Here is a 24,269-nt window from a genome sequence, read left to right on the forward strand (position 1 = left end):
GCCAAACCGCCGCGGATCCATGATCGTCTTCCTGTGGACAAGCCGGACCTGCGGCCGTCCCCAGGTTGCGCTCAGGAGAGCGCAACCTGGGGACGGCCTATTGCGCTGCGCGGATCGTGAAGGCAGTTGAGGTGCGTCGGCTCGGCGGCTCGGCTCGTTCCTCGCCTTCTCCACCCTCCCCTTCCACACCTCAACTGCCTTCACGATCGAAGCTCTTGCATTCACAATGTCACAAGGTATGCTGAGCATATGATGACCATTCACAAGCTGTCCGCTGGTGATGGTTACCTGTACTACTCGCGCGAGATCGCGACCGGCGACGAACGCCGCACGGGCGAGAAGAAGATCAGCGACTACTACCACGCCGACGGCAACCCACCCGGCATCTGGGTAGGCTCGGGAATCACCGAACTCGGCGTGTCCGGCACCGTTTCCGAGAGCCAGATGGCCGCCCTCTACGGTGAGGGACTGCACCCCGATGCCGACCGCATCATCGAGCGGGCCGTCGCGGATGGACTGACGTCAGCGCAGGCCATGCGGCTGGCGCGACTTGGCCGGCGCTACTACCGCTACGACCAGACTGAAGGCCCCCTGGCGGCCCAAATCCAGGACGCCTTGGAGGCGTTCGAGGCCAGGAAGGGTGAGATCGCGACCGAGGAGGAGCGCAAGCAGCAGCGCGGCAAGGTCGGCGCCATCGCGTTCCGGGCAGACTTCGGCCGCTCGCCGAAGGACGCTGAGGAGCTGAGCCGCTACATCAGCGCGAACACGGCTTGCAGCCGCCAGGCGGTGGCCGGCTTCGATCTGGTCTTCCGCAACAAGTACGCCTCCGTCCTCTGGGCACTGTGCGACGAGGACACCCGGCTTGAAGTCGAGGCGGCCCACGAGCAGGCCATCGCGGAGACGCTCTCGTGGATCGAGGAACACGCCCTCGCCACCCGCACCGGTATCAACGGCGTCGCCCAGGAGGACGTCCGCGGGGGCATCATCGCGGCGCGCTACCGGCACTACGACAGCCGCCGCGGCGACCCGCTCCTGCACGACCACGTGGTCGTGGCCAACAAGGTTTTGGGCGTCGATGGCAAGTGGCGCACCATCGACGGCAAGCTCCTCTACGCGATGGAGGTAGCCGCCAGCGAGTTCTACAACCAGCGCGTCGTCGAGGAGATGTGCCGTCGCCTCGGTGTGCAGGCGGAAGAGCGGGAAGTGACGCCAGGCAAGCGGCCGGTGGTCGCGATCTCGGGCCTGGATGACGACCTGATCGAGACGTTCAGCAAGCGCGCCCAGGACATCCGGAAAGACCTGGCGGTCCTCTTGGCGGGCTACCGTCGTCGGTACGGCAAGGAGCCCGACACCGCCGCACGAATGGCCCTGATCCAGCAGGCCGCGCAGCAGACGCGACCCAAGAAGAAGGCGGCCCGGTCGCTGTTCGAATTGCGTGCCGCATGGCGCGCGGAGGCTATCGCTCTGTTCGGCGATTCCCGCATCAACGCGCTGCTTCAGCGCTGCCGACAGGCCGTCAGCCTTGCGGACGGCGGTCGCGATCCGGTGGCGTCCCTCGACCTGGACCAGCTCGCGGAAGGCGTGCTGGGGGTTGTCTCCGAAGAGCGGGCGGTCTGGGCTGAGCGGCACGTCCTGGCGGAGGCACGGCGGCACGTCGTCCGGGCCACCAAGGGGCGCGGTGACACCCGCGGACTGGCCGAGCGCATCACGCAACTGGTGCTCAGCAACGGATCCTTGGACATCACCCCGCCGGACATCAACCCGGCCTTCGCGCCCCTGCAGCGCGCCGACGGCGCCAGCATCTACCGCCGCAAGGAGTCGCGGCTGTTCACCTCCGCAGCGATCCTGGCCGCCGAGGCACGGATCCTGGACGCCGCGCTGTCCGCCGCCATCCCCGCCGTCTCGGCGGAGGCTTTTGCAACGGCATCGAGGGCGTTCGCCGGGCCGCAGCTGGATGCCGGGCAACGGCGTCTTGTCGAGAGCTTCGCCTGCTCGGAGCGGCTGGTGCAGGTCGGCATCGGCCCCGCCGGCTCGGGCAAAACCACCGCGCTGCAGCTCGTGCGCGACGCGGTCCAGGCATCGGGTGGACGGGTGATTCCGCTCGCTCCCTCCAGCCGCGCCGCCGCCGTGCTCAAGGCCGACCTCGACGTCGACGCCCACACCCTGCACAGCTGGATCGTGCAGCGGCAGCGCCTCGCTGAAGGCAGCCGCGTCCAATACGACTGCCAGCTGCGGCCCGGCGACGTCCTCGTCATTGACGAGGCCGGGATGGCAGGCACCCGCCGACTCGCGCGCATTGTGGATGACGCCATCGCCGCCGGCGCGATGGTCCGCCTCATCGGTGACCCCGCACAGCTCGGCGCGGTCGAGTCCGGCGGCGTCCTGCGGCTGATCGCCCGCGAGGTCGGCGCCGTAGAACTGGAGCAGCTGCACCGGTTCCGCGCCGAGGGCGAGAGCGCAGCTACCCTGGCGCTGCGCGACGGCGACGCGGCCGACGCGTGGACTTGGCACCTGGCGAACGGGCGGATCGTCGGCGGCAGCAGCGAGGACATGCTCGACGGCCTGTTCCAGGCTTGGCAGGCCGACACGGAGCAGGGCCTGCTCTCCCTGATGATGGCCGACGACGACGACAGCGTCCGCGAGCTGAACCTGCGCGCCCAGAGCTTCCAGGTCGCCTCCGGCCGACTCGACCTGTCCCGCTCGATCCCCCTGCGGGACGATGCGCAGGCCGCCGTCGGAGACCTGATCGTCACCCGCCGCAACCAGCGCCGACTGCTGACGCTGGGCGGAAAGGACTGGGTCAAGAACGGCGACCAGTGGCAGATCGAGGCCCTGGACGACAAGGGCAACGCGACGGTCCAGCACACGGGACACCGCGGACGCGTGATCCTGCCCGCCCGCTACCTGCGTCGGCACGGCCAGCTCGGCTACGCCTGCACCGTTCACCGCGCCCAAGGGCTGACGGTCGACACTTCCCACGGCCTGGTGACCGCCCGGACCAGCCGCGAGTCCGCGTACGTGATGGCCACCCGCGGACGACTGTCCAACCGCCTGGCGGTCGTCACCGACGAAGGCCGGAGCATGCGGGACGTGCTCGACTCCGTCGCCCGCAGCAACAGCGCGTCGGTCTCCGCCCACGAGGCCATCCAGGCAGAGCAGGAGCGGACCTACAGCATCGGCCAGCTGGCCGCCGAGTACACCGACGTCTACGCCCGCGCGCAGTCACACCGCCTCCGCGCCCTTGCCCGCCGGGTCCTTGGCACAGCAGCTGAGGAGTTCATCGCCCTCGACGCCTGGTCGGCCGTCGAGCGCGCCCTTGCCCGGGGCGAGAACAGCGGTTGGGACGCAGGTCGCCTGCTGCAAACCGCCCACGCACAGCGGGACTTCCGCAGCGCCGAGGACCTGTCCGCCGTGCTCTCCTGGCGGATCGACGCGGTCGTCGAGGAGGGCCGACGGGCCGCCGAGCGCGCTGCTGAGCGCGAAGCCGAGGCCGGCGGCAGCCGCCCACTGCGAGACCTGACCAACGAGCAGCTGGGTCGGCTGTTCGAGCGCGCACAGCAGCGTCGCGCCGACGCGCTGGAGGAACTGCAACGCGCGGAAGCGGCCGTGGCAGGTCAGCCCCGTCCGGTCGTGGTCGACGGCCTCCCGCACCCGGCCTGGCCGCACCGCACCTACGGCCACTTCACCCGCACCCAGCTGGCCGATGCCATCGCCGACGCTCGCCAACGGAGGCGGCGGGCCGAGCGTGAGGGTGACCAGCAGGGCGAGCGCTCCGCCGCCGCAGAGCACTCGCTCCTGCGCCGGGAGCAGCGGCTTCGGCGGACGATGCGGCCGCTGGACCGGATGCGCGAGGACTGGCAGCGCGAGCCCCGCACCGGTTCCAGTCGAACGGCACACCAGCCGCTGGAGACCACCGTCGCCGAACTGACGGAGAACCTCTACCGGCACGAGGCGGCGGCGGACCGCCTGCGCCTGGCCCAGGTGATCGCGGACCGCGTGGACGCGGAACGCCGTCTTCGGACGCGGTTGCCCGACGGGCCTGCTCCCACGCCGGACCACTCCGGGGTGCTGCCGGACTGGCTGGCGCCGTCGGCAGCCCTTCGCGACCAGGACACCCCGGCCGGGTGGCGTCAACACCTCGTGGAGCGGCGGATCATCCTGGCTGAGCGGCTGCAGCACCAAGGCCTGTCGCTGTCGGCAGAGCCGCCGGCGTGGAGCCGCCCCCTGGGACCGGTCCCGAGTGCTGACGGCGAGCTGCGCGCCCTGTGGGAGCGCACGGCCGCGCTGGTCGAGGTGTGGCGTCAGCGCTACGGCCTGGACGACAACGCCATGGGATTGGGCCCGCAACCAGAGGAGCCACGAGACGCGCACGCCTGGGCCGTGTTCCAAGAGCGGGTGGAACTGGTCGGTCGCCGCACGCGGGCGTGGGCAGCAGCGGTCGCCCGCCCCGATGACCCCTCCCAGGGGATGCGCATCGCCGCCCGCACGGCCGAGAACGTGTTGCTGCGGTTGCTGGAGACGCGGGTCGCCGACGAGCAGGACCGGGGCGCGGTCTCGGCCGCGGCCGCCGCGTTCGCGGACGTGGCCCTGTTCCGTGCGATGGCCTCCGAGGAACCGGCGGAGGAGTGGGTGCAGCAGATCCCGACGCCGGACCCTGAAGACCCGGGCCAGCAGCAGCAATGGCGAGACCTGGTAACGGCCTTGGCGACCTACCGGATGGTGCATCAGACTGATTCTGCTGACCCGCTGGGCGAATCCCCGGACGACGAGGAGCAGCGCCTGGTGTGGTCGGATCTCCAGGCCGCGATGACGCTCTTCCAGCGCGCCCGGATCCAGCAGCGACTGGCCGAGATCACGGCCCTGCGCGACGCCGAGCGCGCCCACCGCGGCCTGGCTGCGCATTCGGCTACCCGCCCGGACCCTGAGGCCGCCCCCGGGCGGCGAGCCCGCCAACGCGCCGAGGACGAGCAGCAGCGTCAGCAGCGCCCCGGACCGGCTTCTGGCCCCCGTCGGGGGCCAGGTATCTGAGAATCACAGAGGAGAACGGACATGGATGAGAGCACGAACCCGCTCAGCGCCGAGCAGCGCGGGGAGCTGGCCCGCTGGGCGGCCGAGCGCGAGGCGCGGCTGGCCGCCCGCGGGGTGAACGCCCCGGAGGGGACGCTGCAGGAACGTCTTGCGGCGCTGGACGCGGAGTTCGACAAGAACCCCGACAAGGAGAACCCGCTCGTTGCGGAGAACCACGAGCTGCGGCGGCTCGTGGCGATCTACGAAGACGCCACGCGCGACCTGCTGAGCGGCAGGCTCCTGGTGCCGGCCGAGGGGTGAGCCGCTACCTCCTCATGCCGACGCCGTACCCCGCCGCTGTCTCGGGTCGGTGCTGCTGCAGCTGCGCCTCCGCCTCGGCGTGACGTCGCGCACGCGCCGAGCCGGAGGCCTGTCCTTCCAACTGCTGTGCCGCTTGCACGTTCTGGGTCGCCGCGAGCAGCAGGGCATCGACCAGCGCACGACGGACAGCAGCCTCAGCCGCGCGTTGACGTTGGTCCATCCGGATCCGGCGCTGCAACTCCACGGTGACGCGCAGCAGCTCATCCGAGGTCTGCTGAACGAGCAGGCTCCGAGCAACCAGCGCATCGTCCACCGGGCGGTCCGCATCGCGGAGGTCCCGCACCCGGTTCAGCGCCCGCTGCGTCGCCACCACCTCAGCGGCGGCCTTCCCACGGGCCGCGCTCAACTGCGCGTCGGTCATCAGCACCAGCTGCCCGGCCCCAGCGAGGCGGATCACCGAGGCCCTGGCCAGCTCGCGCGCCAACTCCTCCAATCGACCATCCACAGGACCGCCACCAGGTGGGCTGCTCATCTCCGCTCCCTTCTCCAGCCGAACATGAAGACCTACGGGCTCACAGCCCGGCCACGCGTACCGGCGGCCCCGCCGGGAAGCGCGGGGCCACCGATCGGGTGCACTTACATGCGCGGACCGTGCGGAGTGGCGCGCTGCTGCTCTTGCCGCTGCTGCTGTTCCCGCTGCTGAGCCCTGCGCCCGTCCGTCTGCTGCTGGCCGCCCTTCCCGGCGGGAGCCGTCCCGGCGCCGGGCCCCCCAGCGCCAGGGCTGCTGCTCTTGGGCCCACCCGTGGCCTTGACCGCAGCCGCCCAGGCGCTCTGCACGACGTCCTCCGGCAGTGCAGCGCCGCTGGCCGCAGCCATCATCCGCAACGCCCGCAGGAACGGCTCTGCCATCAGCGCTCCCCGCTCGGGTGTCGCAGCGGCAGGCCCCTGCGCCATCAGGTCCGCCGTGTCCTTAGTCTTCGTTGCCAGTTTTTGAAGCGTGGCCGCAGCCGCCTGCTCTCGGGGATTGGACGCAGCCGAGACAGCGAAGGTGGCCTTGTCCGCCAGCCTCTTGGCCTGGGCGGTCAGCACCGCCTGCGTGGACGCCCCCGGGTCGGCGTCGGGCTGACGCTGCACTGCCGCCGGCCTCGGCTGGCCGGGGCCCGGCCTGGCAGCGGAACGCTGCCGCTGCGGCAATCCCGGTGCACTCACCTGGTCGCCCGGGATCGCCTCCGCGACGACCGCAGGTGCCTCGACCGGGTCGGCAGGGGCTGCGCTCGCCGGTGCCGGAGCCCGCTCTGCCGCCGGCGCAGCATCGGGCTGCCCGGCTTGCTGTGCCTGTGCGAGGATGCGCCGTGCCTCCTCGCGGTCGCGGACCAGCACGGGCCGAAGACGATCGCCTTCCTTCCGGCCGACGATCCCCAGCCCCTCCAGCCTCCCCATGACCCGGAGGGTCTGCTCCGAGTCGATCGAGAGCCGCCTCCTGACGAGCAGTTCAGCCGCGAACGGCGCTCCGACCACGAAGTCGACCGCTTCGCGCAGCTGCTCCCAGTTCTCGGGCCCCTGTGCTTCCTCCTGGGGGGTCGATGCGGCGGCGTTGCTTACCGGAGCGGTCGCGGCCGGGCGGTTCGCCTCTTCAGCCTGCGCGGTATCGGCGGTGGCGGCGGGCTCTGCGCCCAGGGCCGTAGCGGAGACGGCTGCCTCCTCGGCGGTGCCTCGTTCGGGTTCGTAGTAGGTGCCCAACGGGCTGTTGATGTGCTCGGGGACGAGACCGCGCAGGTGGGAGATGCCCTCTTCGGCGGCGTGGTGCAGCACCCGCAGAGCGTTCCACCGCAAGCCGTCACGGTGACCGCCGTGCTCCAGGCGGTCCAGCAGGCTCCGTGCGGAGTGCGCGATGATCTCCAGGGTCCGCACCCACAGTGTGCGGCCGGTGCCCAGGGTGGCGTGATCGGCGGCCAGCCGGTGAAGCCCCGCGTGAGCCCCGTCCAACGCCTGCCGGGCGGACTCGAAGACGGTGACGATCCGCCGCCACAGGGGATGCTGAGCCCAGTCCGCGATCCGGTCGGCGGCGGTCTGGTAGTTGCCCCTGACCGTCTCGAAGCTGCGGGCGATCAACGACAGTTGATGTCCCGAAGCGCCGTCGTCCGCTCGGTCGGGGAGGCGGCTGGCGATGCTGTCCGCGAGCCACTGCCAGGCGCTGCGGAGCTGAGTGGCCAGGTCGATCCGTTGCCCTGCGGGCAGCAGTCCGGTCAGCCGGTCGGCCCGGGTTGAGGCCGCGCGGTGCAGACGCCACACTGCGCGCCAGGCCGCCGAATCGCGCATGCCGCCGCTGTCCAGCCGCCGCGCCAGCAGGTAGGCGCTGTGCGATACCGCCCGCGCGGCCCACGCCTGGATGGTGCGGTCGAGCCCGTGGGTACGGACGTCCCGGACCAGTGCCTCCGCATGGGTCATCACCGCGTCGCGCACGGCTGACCGCAGCGCCTGGCTGGCCTGGTGAACGTCGCGGATGGACTGCCACTCCGGGGTGCCCCAGTACGCTCCGGCCTCCGCTTGAGCGGCGCCGATAGCGGCGTCGAGCTCAGCGGCGTCAGCCGCGTCCACCGACGGCTCCGTGCCCTGTGGCTGAACCGGCGCACTGTCGAGCGCTCCCAGCAGGTCGGCCAAGTGGCTGCGCAGGTCCGCGTACTGCAGCTCCAGACGCTGCTGGTCCTGGGGGCTGAGCCGTGCAGGAGACCTGAGCGCCTGCACGATGCTGGCGAAATGCCGGTCGAGCTCGTCCGGTTCGACGGCTCTGGGAACAGGCGGTTCGGCCACCACTTCCTCCAGGCTGGGCACGGTGGGCGCACTCTGCGTGGGTGCGCCCTGGTCAGAGGGGGCGGCGTCATCGGTCGCCGCCCCGCTCGGCGTGCTCGCGGGCGGTACCTCCGCCGCTGCGGGCCGGTCCGCCCGAGCTGGGTTCTCCGGGAGCTCCACCACGAAGTCGGGTTCGTTCACCAGCTCGGTGTCGCCGACGATTCCCTCTCCGATGACGTCGACCCAGGGTTCGGCCTCGACTCCCGGGTCGTCGTGCGAGAACTGAGCGAGCTCGTCGTCCGCCTCCACCGCGGGGTCCGGCACGGTGGGCGAGTGCGGCACCGCCCCGGGAGCGGAAGCTGCTGCGGCCTCATCCTCCGGTTCCCCCTCGTGCAGCGGCGCCGACGAAGCCTCCGGCTCCACCAGTGCGGATGCCGGCTCGGGGGTGGCCTCTGACTGGGGGACAGGTCCGGGCGCCACGGCGGGTGCGGCGACCTCCGGTACGGTCGTCACCTCTGCTTGCGACGCGGGCTCTGCCTCCGTCGACCGTGTGGGGGCCGCCTCCTGCTCGACGGGAACGGCCGTGTCCTGGGTTTCGGGCGGCGAGGCGGTGGCGCGCTGCCACTGCTCGTACAGCTTGGCCAGCTCGGTGCGGGGCATGTCCTTGGACGACTTGTGGCCCTGGTCGATGTACCACTCGCCGAACGCCCTGGCTTCCTTCGCGGTCGCGCCGAACTCACCCTCAGCGGCCTTGCGCACTCCCGTACGCCACGCTGCCTGCGCGAGCTTTGCGCTCCGGTCCGGCCTGTTGTCGGCCTGCTCCGAGGGCGCGAGGCTGCGCAGCCTCTCGGCGACCGCCTGCGTAGTTGCTTGGTCGGCGGCCGGTGGCTCTGGGGCGGCCTGCACCGGCTCCGGCCTTTGGGCTCCGAAGGCAGCCTCGATCTGGTCCGCGACCGCAATGGCGTTGCTGAACAGCGCGAGCAGCACGTGCCGGTCCACAGGCGAGGCGTACTGGCTGCTGGCGGTCAGTGTCCTGCCGACCTCGGCGACCGCCTCCGCTAGCTCACGAAGTCGTCCAGCCAGCAGAGGGGCGACGCTGGCGCGATCCTGCGTGACCTGCTCCAGCTGCTCCCACGCGGTCTGGATCCGGGCAGCGAGCTGTCCTCCGGCGGCGTTGGCAGGATGGGTCAAGCGGGCGGCCGTCATGGACGCCGCCCACGCCTGGTGCGTCTCGCGCAGGCGGGCGAGCTCCGCCCCAAACAGGGCCATACCATTCCAATCGGGCCGCTGCCCGTCCGCGACCGCTCCGGTGGTCTGGGGGGCGGCATCGCCGCTCGCGACAGCGGCGGCGGCTTCCGCGGCCCCTTCGGCAGCGACGCTGCCTGCCGCGTCGCTGTGGAGAGCGGCCGTGCCGAGCGATGCGGTCGCATCCATGCGGTCCGCAGCCCGTCGGGCACCCCCGATCGCCTTCTGGAGAGCCTGACGGTCAGCGACGTCGGCGAACGACTCCATGTCCCGCAGTGACCGCCCGGTCGCAGTCGCCACCTCGTCGAACCGCCGCAGCCTCTGGGCCGTCTCCTGCACGTCGATCTCGCGTGCGCCGAGGAGAGCCAGCATGAGGTCCAGCCACGGCTCCTGGATCTGCTGGGCCTCGTTGATGACTGGGCCATCCGTGAGACTGCGCATCTCCCGGGCATGCTCATTGAGTCGGCGCACAGTGGGCGAACCGCTCCAGGCGGTGAACGCCTGCCGAGTCTCGTCCAGGTCGGCAGTGAAGTCCTCCAACGTGGAGTACGGCTCAGCAGCGGGAACTGCCGGTTCGGTCGCTGGCGTGGCGTGGGCCACTGGGAAGCCCGCAGGCTGCACCGTCTGGCTCTCCTCGACCACGGCCCCAGGCTCCTCAGGCGCCGTCTCAGTCACCTCCGCCTCAGCTGCTGCAGTCGACTCCAGCCCCTGCTCCGGCAGTTCGGCGGCTTGCGTGGTGTTCTCGGCAGTCGCGTTGTCGGTGGACCAGCTGGCGGTGTCGGCGGCAACGTCCGTGAGTCCAGCGAGGGTCGTGGGCAGGAGCAGCCGCGGGACCAGCTGGGTCAGGTCGGTGTGGTCGTGCACCCAGGTGTAGGGGCGGGCTTGTCCGGAGGCCAGGCCCAGCACGCCCGCGATCATGGTGGTGCCGCCAGACACCTCGGCCGCCCCCTGGGCCACGAACGGCAGGCGCTGCGGGGAGATGCTCCAGAAGGCGTCACCGGCCGTGATCTCCGACAGCGGAACATGCTGGGTGTGGTGGTCCGGCAGTACGGCGCGGATCGTCCGCAGCCGCTCCAGGGTCTGCTCCCCGGCGGCGCGCTCGCGGGCCGTGTCGGGGTCCACGAGGCTTTCCAGGCTGATGAGTCCGTCGTCCGGTTCGTCGGCGTCGCGTCGGTTGCGGGCGATCAGGGTCTCTGCCTGCCCGGTCAGGTGGGCTTGGAGGGACTCATCGACCAACGTGCGAACCAGGTCGCCGCTTATCTTCTGGACCTCTTGCTGTACTGCGCGGAATCGGTCGTGCTCGCCGATCACGCGGAAGCCGTCCTCGGTCCTGGCCAACGCGTTGCCCGTCGTCCAGGCGGTGTTCAGGATCTCCTTGCGCTGTTCGGTCAGCGCCGGCCGGAGCCAGGCCAGGGCCTTCGCCCATGTGATCCGGCCGGTGCGGACCTCAGTGCCTCCGACGGAGACGGTGATGTCCAGGCCGCCGGTGCGGGACCACACGCTGCCTGTCTCAGCGTTCCCGTCCTCGCCGGGACGGGCGGGCATCCGGAAGAAGCCGTCGAACACTTGAGGCGTGTGCTTCCTCTCACCGTCGCTGTGGAAGATCCACTGGCCGAAGCTGTGGTCCGAGATCCGGCCCAGGGCGACGGCGATGTCGCGGTCCGTCAGCGGCTCGGCCTCGCTGACGGGGGTGCTGGCAGCTTCGGCCAGCTCAGCGAGGTGCGCTGCCTCTTCCGGCGCCGCAGCTTCGGCGGACTGCTTCGGGGCCTGGGCCTGCTGCTCGTGGTCGGCGATCAGTGTGCGGATGCGGCCGTAGGTCTCCAGCGCCGTGGCGTTGAGGCCGAGCTCCGCGATCAGTTCGCGGGCTGCGTCGAGCTGGACCTCTACGGGGGCGAGCGCCGCGTCCACCCCAGGGTTCGACTCGCCTCCCGGGTGCAGTCGGACTCCGGCGAGCCCCACCACCTGGTCGAGGGCGTCGCGCACAACGCTGCTGTTGATCTTGCGGCTGGCGGCGGTCTGCTCGGCGTCGTCCAGAGTCTGCAGGACCAGGATGAGCGCCTCACGCGCGAATGCGTTGCCGATCTCCGGGATCCGGTTGTCGGCCACCAACTGCTGGTCGAGCGCGTCGAGTGCGGCCGGATTCCCGGCGAGCGGCACGATCAGCCCGTTGTAGTGGGTCGACGCCCGGTCGGCGATCTGCTCGATCCTGCCCTGCAGCTCGGTCGCGATGTCCTCGACCAAGCTGGAGGCAGGCTCGTCATCTTGGAGGGCGGCCAGGACGTGACGCAGGTTCGCGTGGAACTGGGCCCACGGGTTGTCCTGTCGCCAGACATCCCCGATCTCCTGTCCGCGCCCCACAGCGTTCACGATCTCGGTGCGCAGGTTGGGGACCGGGCTCTTCTCCTCCCTTCGCAGCCCGGCGACACCACGCTGACGGATCTTCGCCGTGTCCCAGGGCAACGGTGCCGGCTCGGCAACGCCCTCGGCGCGGGCCAGTTCCTCGTTCTCGTTCGAGCTGTCGGCCCCTTGAGCTGGCGCCGTGGCGGCCGCCGGCTGTTCCTCCGCGACCGCAGCGGGGCTCTCTGAGGCGGCCTTCGCTCCCTGCGCGGAGACGGCGGTCGCCGCGGCCTCAGGTGTCTCGGCCTCCGCATCCAGCTCGGTGAGCGCATCCGTCACGGCCACCTCTTCAGCGGGGGCGACCTCCGTCGCGCGGCTCGCGGATGCTCGCGCCATCAGGTTTGGGTCCATCAGCCGGACCCAGTCGAGCGATCCGAGTTCGAGCCTCGCCTTGGCCCGGGTCACCGTGACGTAGGCCAGGCGAAGCTCCGAGGGCGGAGGCAGGATGACTTCCCCAGTGCTCGTGTCCTCTTTCGGCTGCGGGAAGTCAGGGCCGATGCGGACGTTGTCCCATTCCCTTCCCTTGGATTTGTGCGCGGTGCTGACGACCAGCTCCGGCTTGCTCTCCTCGTCGACCGCGTCCTCGGGAACGAGGCTCTCGATCATCCGCAGCAGGCCGTCAGGCCGGTAGCGGTCCACGAGCCGGACGAGGGTCTGCAGTGCCTTGGCGTCCTCGTCGGTGTCCGCGAACTCGCGAACCTCATTCCAGTTGGCGAAGGCCGAGAGCTCGGGGTGCTTGGTGCGGCGCCCGTTTTGCAGGTCCTGCGCGGCCTTCGCTATGGCCTCGATGTCGCCGCCGCCGCCGACGAGCGCGACGCGCTTGCCCTGGTCGAAGCCCTCGATGACCGCTCCGATGGCTCCGATGTTCGTCTTGGTGAGGATGGCGTCGGGCTCATCAACGTCTCCGATGCTGCTGTCGAGGCTCGGGTTCCCCTCCAGCACCAAGTCGGCGTCGAGGAGCCGGAGGTAGGCGTTGCCGACGGCCGCCACCTCGGGACCGAAGCGCCAGCTCTGCGTGAGCGGCAGGGATTCGTCGGCTGGCCAGTCCTTGAGAGCGTCGATCGCGCCCCGAAACTCGTAGATCGACTGGTGGCTGTCGCCGACGACGATCTTCTGCGCCTGCTGATCGGCGACGACCTTCTCCAGTACCGGATTGATGTCCTGCGCCTCGTCGAACATGATCAGGTCGAACGGGAGCCGCGGGCTACCCAGGGCCCAGACCTTGATGTAGTCGTCGGGCTCGAAGATGAACCTGTTGCTCTCCGGGTCGGCCTTGTCGTCCCAGATCTGCTGCGCGAACCGCAGGAGCCGGCCGGTCACCGGGCTGTCCGCCCAGCGTTCGCCGAGGTGCTGCGGGCCGAGCTCGGCGTCGGCGCTTTCGCGGTAGCGCCGTACGGCGGTCAGCGCGATCCGGGCGACCTCCTGCGGTTCGAGGCCCCCGTCCTGGAACTTCAGCGGCTTGGTCAGGCCGAGGAGCGGCGCGACGTCCTTGGGGAACCGCGCGCCACCGTTCCTGCCCGCTCGGGAGACTTTGTCCCACAGCGGCGTGTTGCGCAGCGCGGTCCGGGCGTAGGAGTGGCTGGTCCCCGAGGTCACCCGTCGGGGGAACTTCCGGCGGGCCTCGTCGGCGATGGCCCGGTTGAATGCGATGTAGGCGATGCGCTTCTTCGGGAGCCTCTCGGTGAGCATGAGCAGCGTCGAAGTCTTGCCGGTGCCGGCGAGCGCCTGAACGGCGACGTCCTTCCCCGCCAGGACAGAATCTATGATCCGCTGCTGCTGCGGCGTGGGGGGGTATCGGCCCGGCTTGGAAGCCTCGGCTGCAGCAGCCTCGGCGTCCTTCGTGCGGAGGTAGGCGCGGATCTCGGCGATGGCGCGTTCCCGGTTCGCTGGGCGGCCCGAGTAGCGCCAACGTCCTTCCCGGAAGGTGAAGTTCTGACCGCTCTTCTTGAGCTGCTTCCGCAGGTCTGCTTCCTGCGGGAAGTAGTCGCCGCCGGTTCCCGTGACGAACGTTGCGCCGCCTTCGGTCACGATCTTGATCCGGCTGGACCACGCACCCTCAGCCGCGGCTTCGGCAGTTTCCGGCATGTTCTCCTCCAGCGTGGACACTGCTGACTCACGGCTAGTCAGCTCTGTGGACTCCTCGGCGACTCCCGGGATGTCGGCGCCAGCGATCGCTTCGGCTGCTGGCTCGGCGAGCCGCCGGGCCTGCTCCTCGTAGGCCGGGGCTTCCGCAAGTTGCCGCGCGTGGCGGCGGATGCGCGGCATGACCTGCTCCACCGTGGCGACGGATGCCACCGACACGGTGTCGGTCTGGTGCTCAAAATCCGGCATGAACCGCACGGAGAAGTTCTGGCGGTCGAAGCCGGGCTGCCGGATGACGTACCGGCCGCCAGGGACCGCAACGTCATAGTCCCCGCCCCAGCGTCCCCGGTAGCCGAGGTACTGCTCCGAGGGCAGCAGCCCGAGCGCCTCCTCCAGCGTGCGCTGCCGCAGCGTGGGTTCGGTGCCGCCCGTCTGCTCCTGCGAGCCCGGCTGCCCGGGGCTCTCGGTAGCCGGCTGCACCAGCTGCGCGTCTTCCGACGGCGCAAGGTCTGCCGGTGCGGTGTCCGGACCCGCTTCCTGAACTTCCTGAGCGCTCGTCGTACCCACGGACTCGTGAGCCGTCTCGGCCTGGGCCTCCCCGGTTTCGGTGGGGGGCTCTGCGACGTTGTCCGCCTCGGCAGCCGCGCTCGTCTGGTCCGTCGGGAGGGCACGGAGCGCGGCTTCGTAGGTTCCGGCCGCCAACTCGCGAACGGTCGCCCAGGGGATCGGCTCTCGCAAGGGGAGGATGCGCGCCCCCTGCATGGACAGCAGGTCTCCGGCGAACCAACGCCCCTCCACGCTGGTGGACAGCAGGTTGGTCGGGGGGAGGATCTGGGCACCGCGCACGACAGGTTCGTCGTCCAGCTCGTCGCCGCTGTCCTCCACGGACTGCAGGAGCAGCAGTGCGTCGTCAACGGTCCCGTCAGGCAAGGACAGTGTGGCCATGACGGCGAGCCGGGCATCAGCGCTGGGCCCCACCTGCTCGTAGAGGGGCAGAGTGTCGATCCCGGAGATCAGCGCGTCGAGCCCGTGCGGCACCGCTGCGGGGCGAGGACTCGTCGCGGGGTCCTCGTCCGGGGCAGGCGCCGTGGAGTAGAGCGCGGCGAACGCGTCCGCTGTGATGTCCGTGCGGGCGCTGGGCCGGCTGCTCAACCCGATCCAGTCCTCGTATCGGGTTCCCGCGCCGGACACCGGATCGGTGACGACCAGGTAGCTCAGCCACTCGTCGAACCTGGCTCGGGCCTCTTCCTCGGTTCCGCTGTGCAGCCAGGAGAGGACGCTATCGGCGTCGGACGCCGCGCGGACCACCCAGTCGCGCGCCTCCTCGTGGATGCGCGCGTCGTGAGTGGCCGTGTCAGCTGCGCGTTCCCGGGCGCGCTGCGCACGAGCGGCTTCCTTGGCCTCCTGCTCCATGCGGTAGGTCAAGGAGAGACGAACGATGTGCGTCTCGGTCGCGCTGATGAGCTCGTTGGCCGGGGCGCGCAAGGCCGGAGAGATTCGGGCCCGTTCCTGCTCCATCGCACGGATAGCGATGCCCGTGGCGTCTATGGCCTTGCCGTAGGCGGCCAGGGCCGCGGCGAACTCTTCTTCCCCGCCCAGCGCGACGCGTCCGGCGGTGTCGGCAGTCTCCCAGGTCTCCTTGACGGTCTCGTGCAGGTCCGCGTCAGCGAGCGCCAGGATCTCTGTGCCGCGCAGGAGCTCAGCGACAAGGGAGTTGATCCGCTCGACCGCCACTGCCAGCTGGCCATCGCTGTAGGGGCCCGCCAGCAGCGGGTCCGCCGAGGTGGAGGTCGGTGCCACGGCGGCCTCGGACACGTCGTCGTCAGCAGGTGGTGCGGGTTCGGCCAATGCTGCAGCAGCATCGGGAGGCATTGCGCCTTCTCCGGCGGCCGCCGCAGGCTGAGCGGCAGACACCGGGGTGGCGAACAGCTCCTCCCATCGCCCATCGTCGGCGACCGTGGCGGAGATGCGCGACGCCAGTAGGGTCGCGTACTGCGTCATCGCGCGCAGGTGCGGGAGCGCCGCCGGCGCCCGGTACTTCTCCACAGCGAGGTGCTGGGAGATGGTCTGGGTCGCGCGGGCCAGCTCGACGGTCCGCAGCGCCACGGCGTCGCCCGGGTGGGCGAACGGATCCAGGTTGGATCCCACAGCGCCTTGACGCAGGTCTTCGAGCGCGGCGTGGACGGCGCGGCCGTCTGGACGACCGTCGCTGCCCATCAGGCGTCTGCCCGCCGGGGTGTCCCTGAGACTCCAGTAGGCGGAGAACGCAGCCCGGAAGTCTTCTTCAGCCTCGGCACGAGTGGCGTAGGGCTCGCCAGCCGGGATCCGGATCTCGACCGGTGGCTCCTGCGCCGCGGTCTCGATCATCTGGTGACTGCGGCCGAGCTTCGACAGTTCCTGCACGAGGCGGCGGATGCGCTCGTTGCGCTGGTGCATGTCGGCGAGCGCGCCGGAGCGGGGCAGGACCCAGTGGCTTTGCTTCCCCTTGTACTTGAAGCCGAGTCGGTCCAGCAGCCGCCGCACCTCGGTGTCGGCGGGCAGGTTGGTGGTGCCGCGCACGATCGTGGTGCGGTAATTGTGCTCGATCTCCAGCGGCGCCGCGCTGCTGACGGCCGGGACGGCGCTCTCGGGCAAGGCCTCAGGCACCTCCGGTGTGTTCCCCAAGGCCATCTGCCGCTGGGCAACGCCATGTCGGACTTGCGCTGCCGCGGCAGGCTGCAGCGACGCCGCCCGGCAGGCGGCGGCGTGTTCGTATGCCGTCCGCACCAGCCGGACAAGCACCTGCTGGTCACCCCGTTGGCGGAATGTTTCCTCCCGCAAGCTCAGAACGAGCGCGTAGGTGGTGTGCGCGAGCTTGGTGGTCTGCCGGGTGACCTCGTCCAGCGTGCCGTCCTCGGTCGAGGCCAGCTCCACTGAGCGCAGGGCTTCCTGGACCTCTTCCATGGCGGCGCGGGCAGCGGTGAAGGGGGCATCCTGCGGGCGGGAACCGTCGCCTTCGCCGAGCTCGCGAGCGGTGGCCGTGGCGAGCCAGGTCTCCCAGGCGCTGACAAGGCCCTCGGCCCCTTGGGTGAACGCCTCGCTGTCTTCGTAGGGACTGCTCTCGGCGGCTGCGAGCTGGTGGGCTGACAGGTGCTGGTGGTGCTGGAAGGCGCGCTGTGCGACATCGCGCAGGATGGCACGCGTCTCGCCCTCCGCTGCGTCGGCGGCCCCCATGGCGAGGGCGACGACCTGCAGCCACTCGGGCAGCCCGGCGGTCAAGCGGGTGTCGGGCATCTCGCGGCGCTCCCACATAGACCCGCGCAGAGCGGCTTCCGCCTTCCCTCCGCCGCCGGACACCAGCGGCCAGCGGTCGTACGCCTGGAAGAGGATGCTTCGGCTGTGGTTGAGGTGGGTGCTGTCGCTGTACGGGGTGGGGCGTTCCTTCGCGGGGTCGCCGCGGCCGAGGACCGCCAAAGACTCCGGGTCCAGCGCGGACGCGTCCATCAGCTCGTCGGTCAGATGGTTGCCGAGGGCCTGCATCCGGGCCAGGTGGCGTTCGGTCCGAAGCTGCAGCCGCTCGGCGAGCGCAGCCACTTCTCCCTCACCGCTGTCGACCAGGGCGGAGGCAGCCAGGGCCAAGCGGTCGTAGATGCCGAACGTTTCCTCCGGCGACAGCTGGGTGCTCTCGTGTGCCGCTGTGAGTGCAGTGGAGAGCTCCGCGGTGAACTCGTGCCCCAGCGACGCCGATTGCTGCCGAAGGATGCCCTCCAGCTGGCGCCCGGTGGCGGCGACGAGTTCCCGGCCGGCGACGAGCTCGGCCGCGTCGACGTAGTGCCCCAGCACGACCGAGGCCCACTCGATGTTCGGCAGCGAGGAACGGGGCGAGTCCGTGTCCGAGGCAGCGACTCGGGCCTGCACTTCCGCGTCGGCCCCGATCAGCGGCTCCGGTTCCTCGACGTCGAGCGCGGTGGGATCGACGACGTCGTACCGGGCCCCGTCAGCCAGGGCGAGAACGAGCCCGGTGGCGGTCTGCTCGACACGAGCCCCGTCGGCGATGAGCTGCGCCACGCCAGCGGCCAGGTCCGCGCCCAGGGTCGGTTCCGCACTCAGCCCACCGGGGCCGGTCACCGTGTACTGGCCCAGCGGGTCCAGGAGCGCTGCCGCGTCCTCGGCCGCCTGGTCATCGACGTTGACCGGCTCATCGGTGGAGGCCCAACGCCGGTACTCGGCGCTGCCTGGGTCGGCGACGGTGGCGCGGTACCGGGAGGCGTGATCCCGGATGGCTGTGGACAACTGCCAGGTGTCGCGGACCGCCTGCGGGTTTCGCTGCTGGCGGTCCCACTGCTCGGCGACGGCACGGATCTGGCGTGCGAGGTCGTCCACGACCAGCAGCCCGGTGAGGTGGTCGAATCCGAGCAGTCGACTCTGGCGCGCTCCCGTGCTCTCGGTCAGCAGCAGTTCCGCCGCTTGCGCGAGGCCGCGCTCCTCCGCAGATCCACGGTCAAGGTGCGCCCCGAGCTGCTCCGTCCACTGGCGGTAGGAGCTGGTCACGGACTCCTCAGCCGCCCAACTCGCCGCGCGATCGACGTACGGGGCAGTGGGCGGTGACCCGGGCCTGGCTGACGGTCCGCTGCTGTCGGCAGAGGCGGCCTCCGAGGACGAGGCAGCAGGAGCGACCGTGGTGCTGGCCGCAGGTTGGGATGGCGCGGCTGCCTCTGCCGGATCGTCCTCCGTGCGGGCCCGGCCTTCGGCCTGCGCCTGGATGTCCGAGTTGATCTGGGCTTGCTCGGAGCGGGCGCGCAGGAGCCGGTCCATCTTGCCGAACGGCTTGCCGACGAGCTTCTGCGCACGGTCGATCTCCTGCCGCAGCTCCTCCACCACGCCTTGCAGGGTGGTGTGCAGGCGATCGAGTTTGCCGATGTGGTTCTCGATGCGTGTGATCAGGCCGACGGGCGGCTTCCCCGGCGCGAGCGCGGCGTTGACGTCGTCCACGGTGAAGGTCGCCTGCGGAACCTCAGCCAGCCCTCGGATGGTGAACTCGATGAAGTCGTGGCCGTTGTTGACCCGAGCCATGATCATCTGGCCGGAGACCGTAGCCACGTGCTCGTACTGGCTGCGCCCCTCCCGGCCGGCGCGGCGCTGCATCAAGGACAGCTGCGTTCGCAGCGCGGTGGCCGCCTCCGTGCGCTTGGTGACCTCGGTGCCGCTCGGAAGCTCGGCGCGGAACTCCTCGGTGTGGTTGGCGGCACGGCGCTCAACGGCCTTGCCGACCAGGTCCGCGAAGCCCTGGGCAGCGGCGAGGGTCTCGTCGGCGGAGTCGACCACGTTGCGCAGGTGCTGCTCGGTGCGCTTCCAGTTGGTGTAGGCGGCCTCCAACTGGCGGACCTCTTCGTCTGCCGCCGCCTGCTTGAGCAGGAGCGGGTTGCCGGTCGCGATGGCCTTGATCTCCCCGAACTCCAGGTAATCCCGACCGAGATCGCCGTCAAGGGCCTGCTCCTGCTCAGCCCGGTCGCGGCCGGTACGGACCTGGTCGGTGAAGCGTGCCTTCCGCTCGACCGTCTGCCACATGAAGGAGTCGAACGAGCCCTCCTTGACCCAGCGGTAGACCTGCACGGGGATCTGCTGCAGGTAGTGCTGGTTGAACTGCCGCACGATGCGGCCTTCTCGCTGGGTGACGTCACTGGGCCGCCACGGGCAGTCGAGGTGGTGCAGCGCGATCGCGCGGTCCTGGACGTTGACCCCGACGCCCATGGTGTCGGTGGAGCCCACCAGGATCGCCACCTTGCCCAGGCGTGCGTCGCTGAACAGCTGAGCCTTCTCTTCCGCAGTGTTGGCGTCCTGCGCGAACCGGATCAGGTCCTGGGGCACGCCCCGGGCAACCAGCTCGTCGCGCAGGTAGTGGTAGGCGATGAACCGTCCCTCCTTGATGGCCTTGTCGGAGGGGGTGCCACGGTCGGAGAAGACCAGCTGCAGCGCGCCCGTCAGCGGGTTCGGCGCACCGTCGCGGTCGGTGTACTTGCGGCCCTTGTGCTCGTGGTAGATCGCGGCGATCCGCTCCACGGCGGCGTCGAGCTTGCCTTGGCCGTCCGCTTCCCAGCCGACCATCCGCAGGTCCAGGGCGGCAAGGCGGCCGTCGTTGCTGATCTTGAGGAGGTTATCGACGGAGGCATCGACCTCTCCCGCGCGGACGATCTCCGCTCGGTCGGCGATCTCCGCCATGAACGCCTTGTCCTGCGCGGTGGCGGGGACGACCACGGTCTCGGTGTACTTGTCGGGGACCGGGAGCTTGATGTCGTCTTTGGTCTTCACGTCGGCCATGGACTTCCACAGCCGGGAGAAGTTCATCGCGTTACGGAAGGCTCCGATGCGCTCCTTGATGCGCGGGATGCCCTCCGGAGAGATCTCCGGTGCCATCGTCTCCGTGAGGTACTGCGCCTGGAAGGAGGAGAAGGCGGAGAGGCCGGCCCGCTCCAGCAGATCCGGGCGGAAGTAGTTGAGCATCACGTATGCCTGCGGCATCGCGTTCGGGAACGGCGTCCCGGTCGAGCCGATGGCGACCCGGTTGTTCGGGTTGCGAAGCTTGACCATCAGGTCCCTGGACTGCGCCGAGACCGTGAGGGAGAGCTCGGAGTTGTTGGCGCCGATCTCGGCGTTCGCGAAGTCCTGGACTTCGTCGACGACAATCCCGTCGATGCCGGTCTGCTCCCAGGAGATGCCGGTCATCGTGTTCTTGACCAGGTTCTTTTGCGCGCGCTGGGTGTGCCGCTTGAGGTCTCCCTGGAGGCGCTTGATGGTGTCCTTGGTGCGGCTGCTGACGTGCCGCAGCTCGGTGCTGTTGGCGGCGGCCACGTCCAGGGATTCGGCTACGAGCGGGTCGCCGCCCGGGTTGAGCCCCGGGGCGAGCGCGTCGTCGCTGCCGGTGAGGATCTTGTGGATCCGGGCGCGGTACTCCGCGGTCTGGTCTGCGACGAACTGCTCCTGGCCGCGGCCCGAGACCGGGATCCGCTTGAAGAGACTCTGCGGAAGGATCACCGCGTCCCAGTCGCCGTTGGCGATCTGGGCGATGTAGGCCGCGGCCGTGTCCTTGGTGAAGTCCGCGCTGTCGATCGCGAGCACGCGCGCGGTCGGGTAGCACTTGAGGAAGTCGTTGCGGAAGTCGCCGACGGTCGGGTTCTTCACGACGACGCACGGCTTGCTGACCATGCCCAGGCGCTTCATCTCCATGAGCGTCATGGCGATGGTGTAGGTCTTGCCGAATCCGACCTCGTAGTCGAAGAAGCTGTGACCGCCCTCGTGCAAGGCACGGGCCACGCCGGCGCGCTGGTGCGGGCGCGGCACGACCTGGTCGGAGAGGCCGGGGAAGGTGAGGTGGTTGCCGTCGCCCTGGTAGGGCACCCAGGAGTTGAAGCGCCTGTTGTAGGCGTTCAGCACGTCGGTTGCGCGCTCGTGGTCCTGCCAGAGCCAGTCACCGAACAGCCTGTTCAGCTCCTCCGCCTTCGCGACGGCCTGCTCGGTCTGCTCCGCTGCTACACGCTTGGCGTTGGCGATGTCCTCCGGAGAGGCGTCCTCGTCCAGCTTGCCGGGGTGCACGACCAGCGAGTTACGTCGCAGCAGTCGCTGGAAGAGCTCGACGGCGTTTCGCTTCGCCGTGCCGTAGACGACCGTGGCCGCACGCGACTTGAGGACGCCGCGCGGAGCGGTGACCTCCCAGTCGGCCCCGGACTCGCACGCCACGTCGACGAACTGCGACTGCAGCAGCTGCCGGATGAAGTCCTGGTAGTGGCGGGGCGCGATCCAGGTCGCGCCGATCTGGATGTCCTCGATGTCGCCCGGCGTCTTGGGCGGCGGCATGGTCCGCCGCAGGGCTTCGGCGTTGGCCTGGAAGGGGTGCTGCTCGCGCCGCTCGGGTGAGACCATCCGCAGGACGGACTCCACCTGCTCCAGCTTCTCGCCCAGATCACCGCTCAGGTAGTCCGCGGCCAGCACGAGCTTCTGGGTGCCGGGCTCGTTGAAGACCAGGTCCCCGAGCGCCTGGCGGGCCTCGTCCAGCGACTCCAGCCCGAGCAGCTCGGCGATCTCGCCCAGGCGCACCTCGCGATAGCGGTTGAGGCTGATGGCCAGCGCGTCCTGCGGCGTTTCGGCGGTGTTCTGCTCCTGCTGGGGGTGGGTGACAGCCTTGGTGAAGATCGCGGACTTCTTCGCGGTCCCGGTGTCCTGGTCGTAGATTTCGAGCGCGTAGACGCCGGCGGCGTACGGGTCGGTGCGGAAGGTGCCGTGGGCGGTTCGCGGGTCGCGTCGGCTCTGCCGGACGTTGAGGAAGCCGTACTTCGCGGTGTGGGCGTCGTAGTGGTCGTTGAGCTGGGTGCGAAGGGCAGTCGCCCCGTCCTCTGCTCCGCTGGTGGACTCGGCGCTCAGCAGGGAGACATAGGTGTCGCGCAGCCGCAAGAGTGAGGTGAGCTCGTCGCCTGCGTTCTTGAAGACGGTCCTCTCGGTGAGCTCACCTCCTGCGATCTGCAGGAACGTTCCGTCGTGCTGGTCGATGACGGTGCCCTCGAAGCGGTCGAGGTCATTGCCGAACATCTCCTCGGCGAACCGCATCCGCTCGACCCGCCGCTCCACGGCGGCCCGCTGTTCGGCGGCCGGGGACGCGCTCATGGTGAGCCCGTCCTCGTGGGCCTTCCGGGTGACCCCCGCGAGCGCTCGGGTCAGCGCCTGACCCAGGTCCACGCCTTCGGCCGGGCGGACGGTGATGTCCTTGTCGGTGAACTGGCTGCTGGTGACGGCGTGCGTGCCGAGCACCATCTCCGGGTGCCGCTGGAAGTGGGAGTTGACCAGGATGCTGGTCTCCTCGTCCAAGGCCACCCGGGACAGGCCGACCCAGTCGGGAGGCGTGACGGGCGGCTCGCCGTCGCGCCGCCGCAGGATCAGCAGGTCGGTGACGGCCTTGGTCCCCGCCGCCGCCCAGTGAGCGCCGGCGGGCAGGCGCACCGCGCCCACCAGGTCGGCCCGGTCGGCGATCTCCAGGCGGGCGGTGCGCCCGGTCGAGTCCAGCGTGTAGCGGCTGGTCAGCACCGCCACCAGTCCACCGGGACGCGTCAACTCCAGTGCCTTGACGATGAAATGATTGTGAGTTGCCAACCTGAGCGGGTTGTGGAGCGGGTCCGTCATCGCGATCTCGTCGAACGGGACATTGCCGATACTCGCGTCGAAGTAAGCCTCGGGGTAGCGGGTGGCGACGAAGGACTCGTTCCTGATCTCGGCGTCGGGGTACAGCGCTCGGGAGACTTCGGCCGTCACCGGGTCGAGCTCGACACCGGTCATCTGCGCCGAGTCGGGAGCGAAGGCGATGAAGTTCCCGCTGCCGCTGCCCGGCTCCAGGACGCGGCCGCCGGTGAAGCCAAGGTCGGCCAGGGCCTTCCATACGGGCTCGACCAGGGACGCATCGGTGAAGTGCGCGTTGCGGGTCGTGGCTTCCGCCGCGTGCCACTCGGCTTCCGTCAGCAGGCTTCTGAGCTGTCCTCGAAGGGCGGAGAAGTCGTGTTGGCGTGGGTCAAAGATCCCGGGGACTGCGCCCCAGGAGCTCCACCGGGCAAGAACAGCTTGCTCTTCCGGCGTCGCCGGGCGACGCTGCTCGCGCAGGTCGTGCAGGACACGGATGGCGGCGATGTTGGCGCGAACCCGGGCCATGCGCCCGGAGGGAGCCAGATCATGCTGCCCGGCCGGGCGGAAGCGTGACGGGGGCGCGGCCTTCTCTACGGTCGGCACGTGGTGGGAGACAATGCGGTCGACCGCGATCGGGAACGGTTCGTCGTCCTCGTCCACGTCCTGCACCAGGATGTCCCCGGTCACCGGGTCGGGGCGGGAGCGCACGATGGCCTCGATGAGGTCGACTGCCTCGATGAGGTCGTCAGGATCGAGGGCGTGCTCCTGATCGGTGCTGGGGTACAGCACGCGGACGCCGGGCGTCAGTTCCTCCGTGTGGCCCGAGGTGGCAGTCCAGACGACGTCTGCTTCCTCCGGCGGCCGCGGGGCGGGACCGACCGGCCGGGTGGGCTCGGGGTCCGGGCCGTTGACGATGTCCTCGGCCAAGGCCTCCTCGGCGTCGCCGTCGCCGCTGCCGGGAAGGGTTCCGTCCTCCAGCCCGTCCCACAGGCGGTCGAACAGGGTCTCCGCCCACTCCTGGTGCCGCAGGTCGATCGGCGCGGCCACCTCGTGCACCTTGCCGTCATCGCCGACGCGGACGATGAGGAAACGGCCCTGCTCGGACGGGTCTGCAGAGGGGTGGTCGGGGCCGATGACGTACAGGCGGTACTGGCAGGCCGCGTCCGGGACGCTGGTCACTGCGCGCAGCAGAATCGTTCCTGCGGCCGTCTCGGCGTCCAGCTCGGAGAGTCGACGGGGTGTCTGGTACACGGTCTTCCTCCACGTGCGTCGTTCGAGTGCTTGTC

Annotated in this window: 4 protein-coding genes; 2 read left to right on the forward strand and 2 right to left on the reverse strand. The window is 70.2% G+C overall.

Annotated elements, in window-relative coordinates; translation table 11 throughout:
* Positions 1-126 precede the first annotated feature (126 nt).
* The gene (gene mobF, locus TR49_RS10605; RefSeq protein WP_236653313.1) at positions 127-5,028 is read left to right on the forward strand and encodes a MobF family relaxase; all 4,902 of its coding nucleotides are present in this window, start codon (positions 127-129) and stop codon (positions 5,026-5,028) included.
* 21 nt (positions 5,029-5,049) lie between these two features.
* On the forward strand, positions 5,050-5,328 hold the full coding sequence (locus TR49_RS10610; RefSeq protein WP_042379973.1) for a hypothetical protein: 279 nt from the start codon (positions 5,050-5,052) through the stop codon (positions 5,326-5,328).
* Between the two features lie 4 nt (positions 5,329-5,332).
* Here the strand turns inward: TR49_RS10610 and TR49_RS10615 are convergent, their stop codons facing one another.
* Together TR49_RS10615 and TR49_RS39830 are read right to left on the reverse strand one after the other, a co-directional pair.
* Positions 5,333-5,821: a hypothetical protein gene (locus tag TR49_RS10615; protein ID WP_042379975.1), complete on the reverse strand. Its 489-nt coding sequence runs from the start codon at positions 5,819-5,821 to the stop codon at positions 5,333-5,335.
* Between the two features lie 143 nt (positions 5,822-5,964).
* Complete coding sequence (locus TR49_RS39830; protein WP_052434174.1) at positions 5,965-24,234, reverse strand: helicase-like domain-containing protein; 18,270 nt, start codon at positions 24,232-24,234, stop codon at positions 5,965-5,967.
* Between the last annotated feature and the right edge of the window lie 35 nt (positions 24,235-24,269).

Origin of the sequence: Streptacidiphilus melanogenes (assembly GCF_000787835.1) — a bacterium.
GTDB classification, from domain to species: Bacteria; Actinomycetota; Actinomycetes; order Streptomycetales; family Streptomycetaceae; genus Streptacidiphilus; species Streptacidiphilus melanogenes.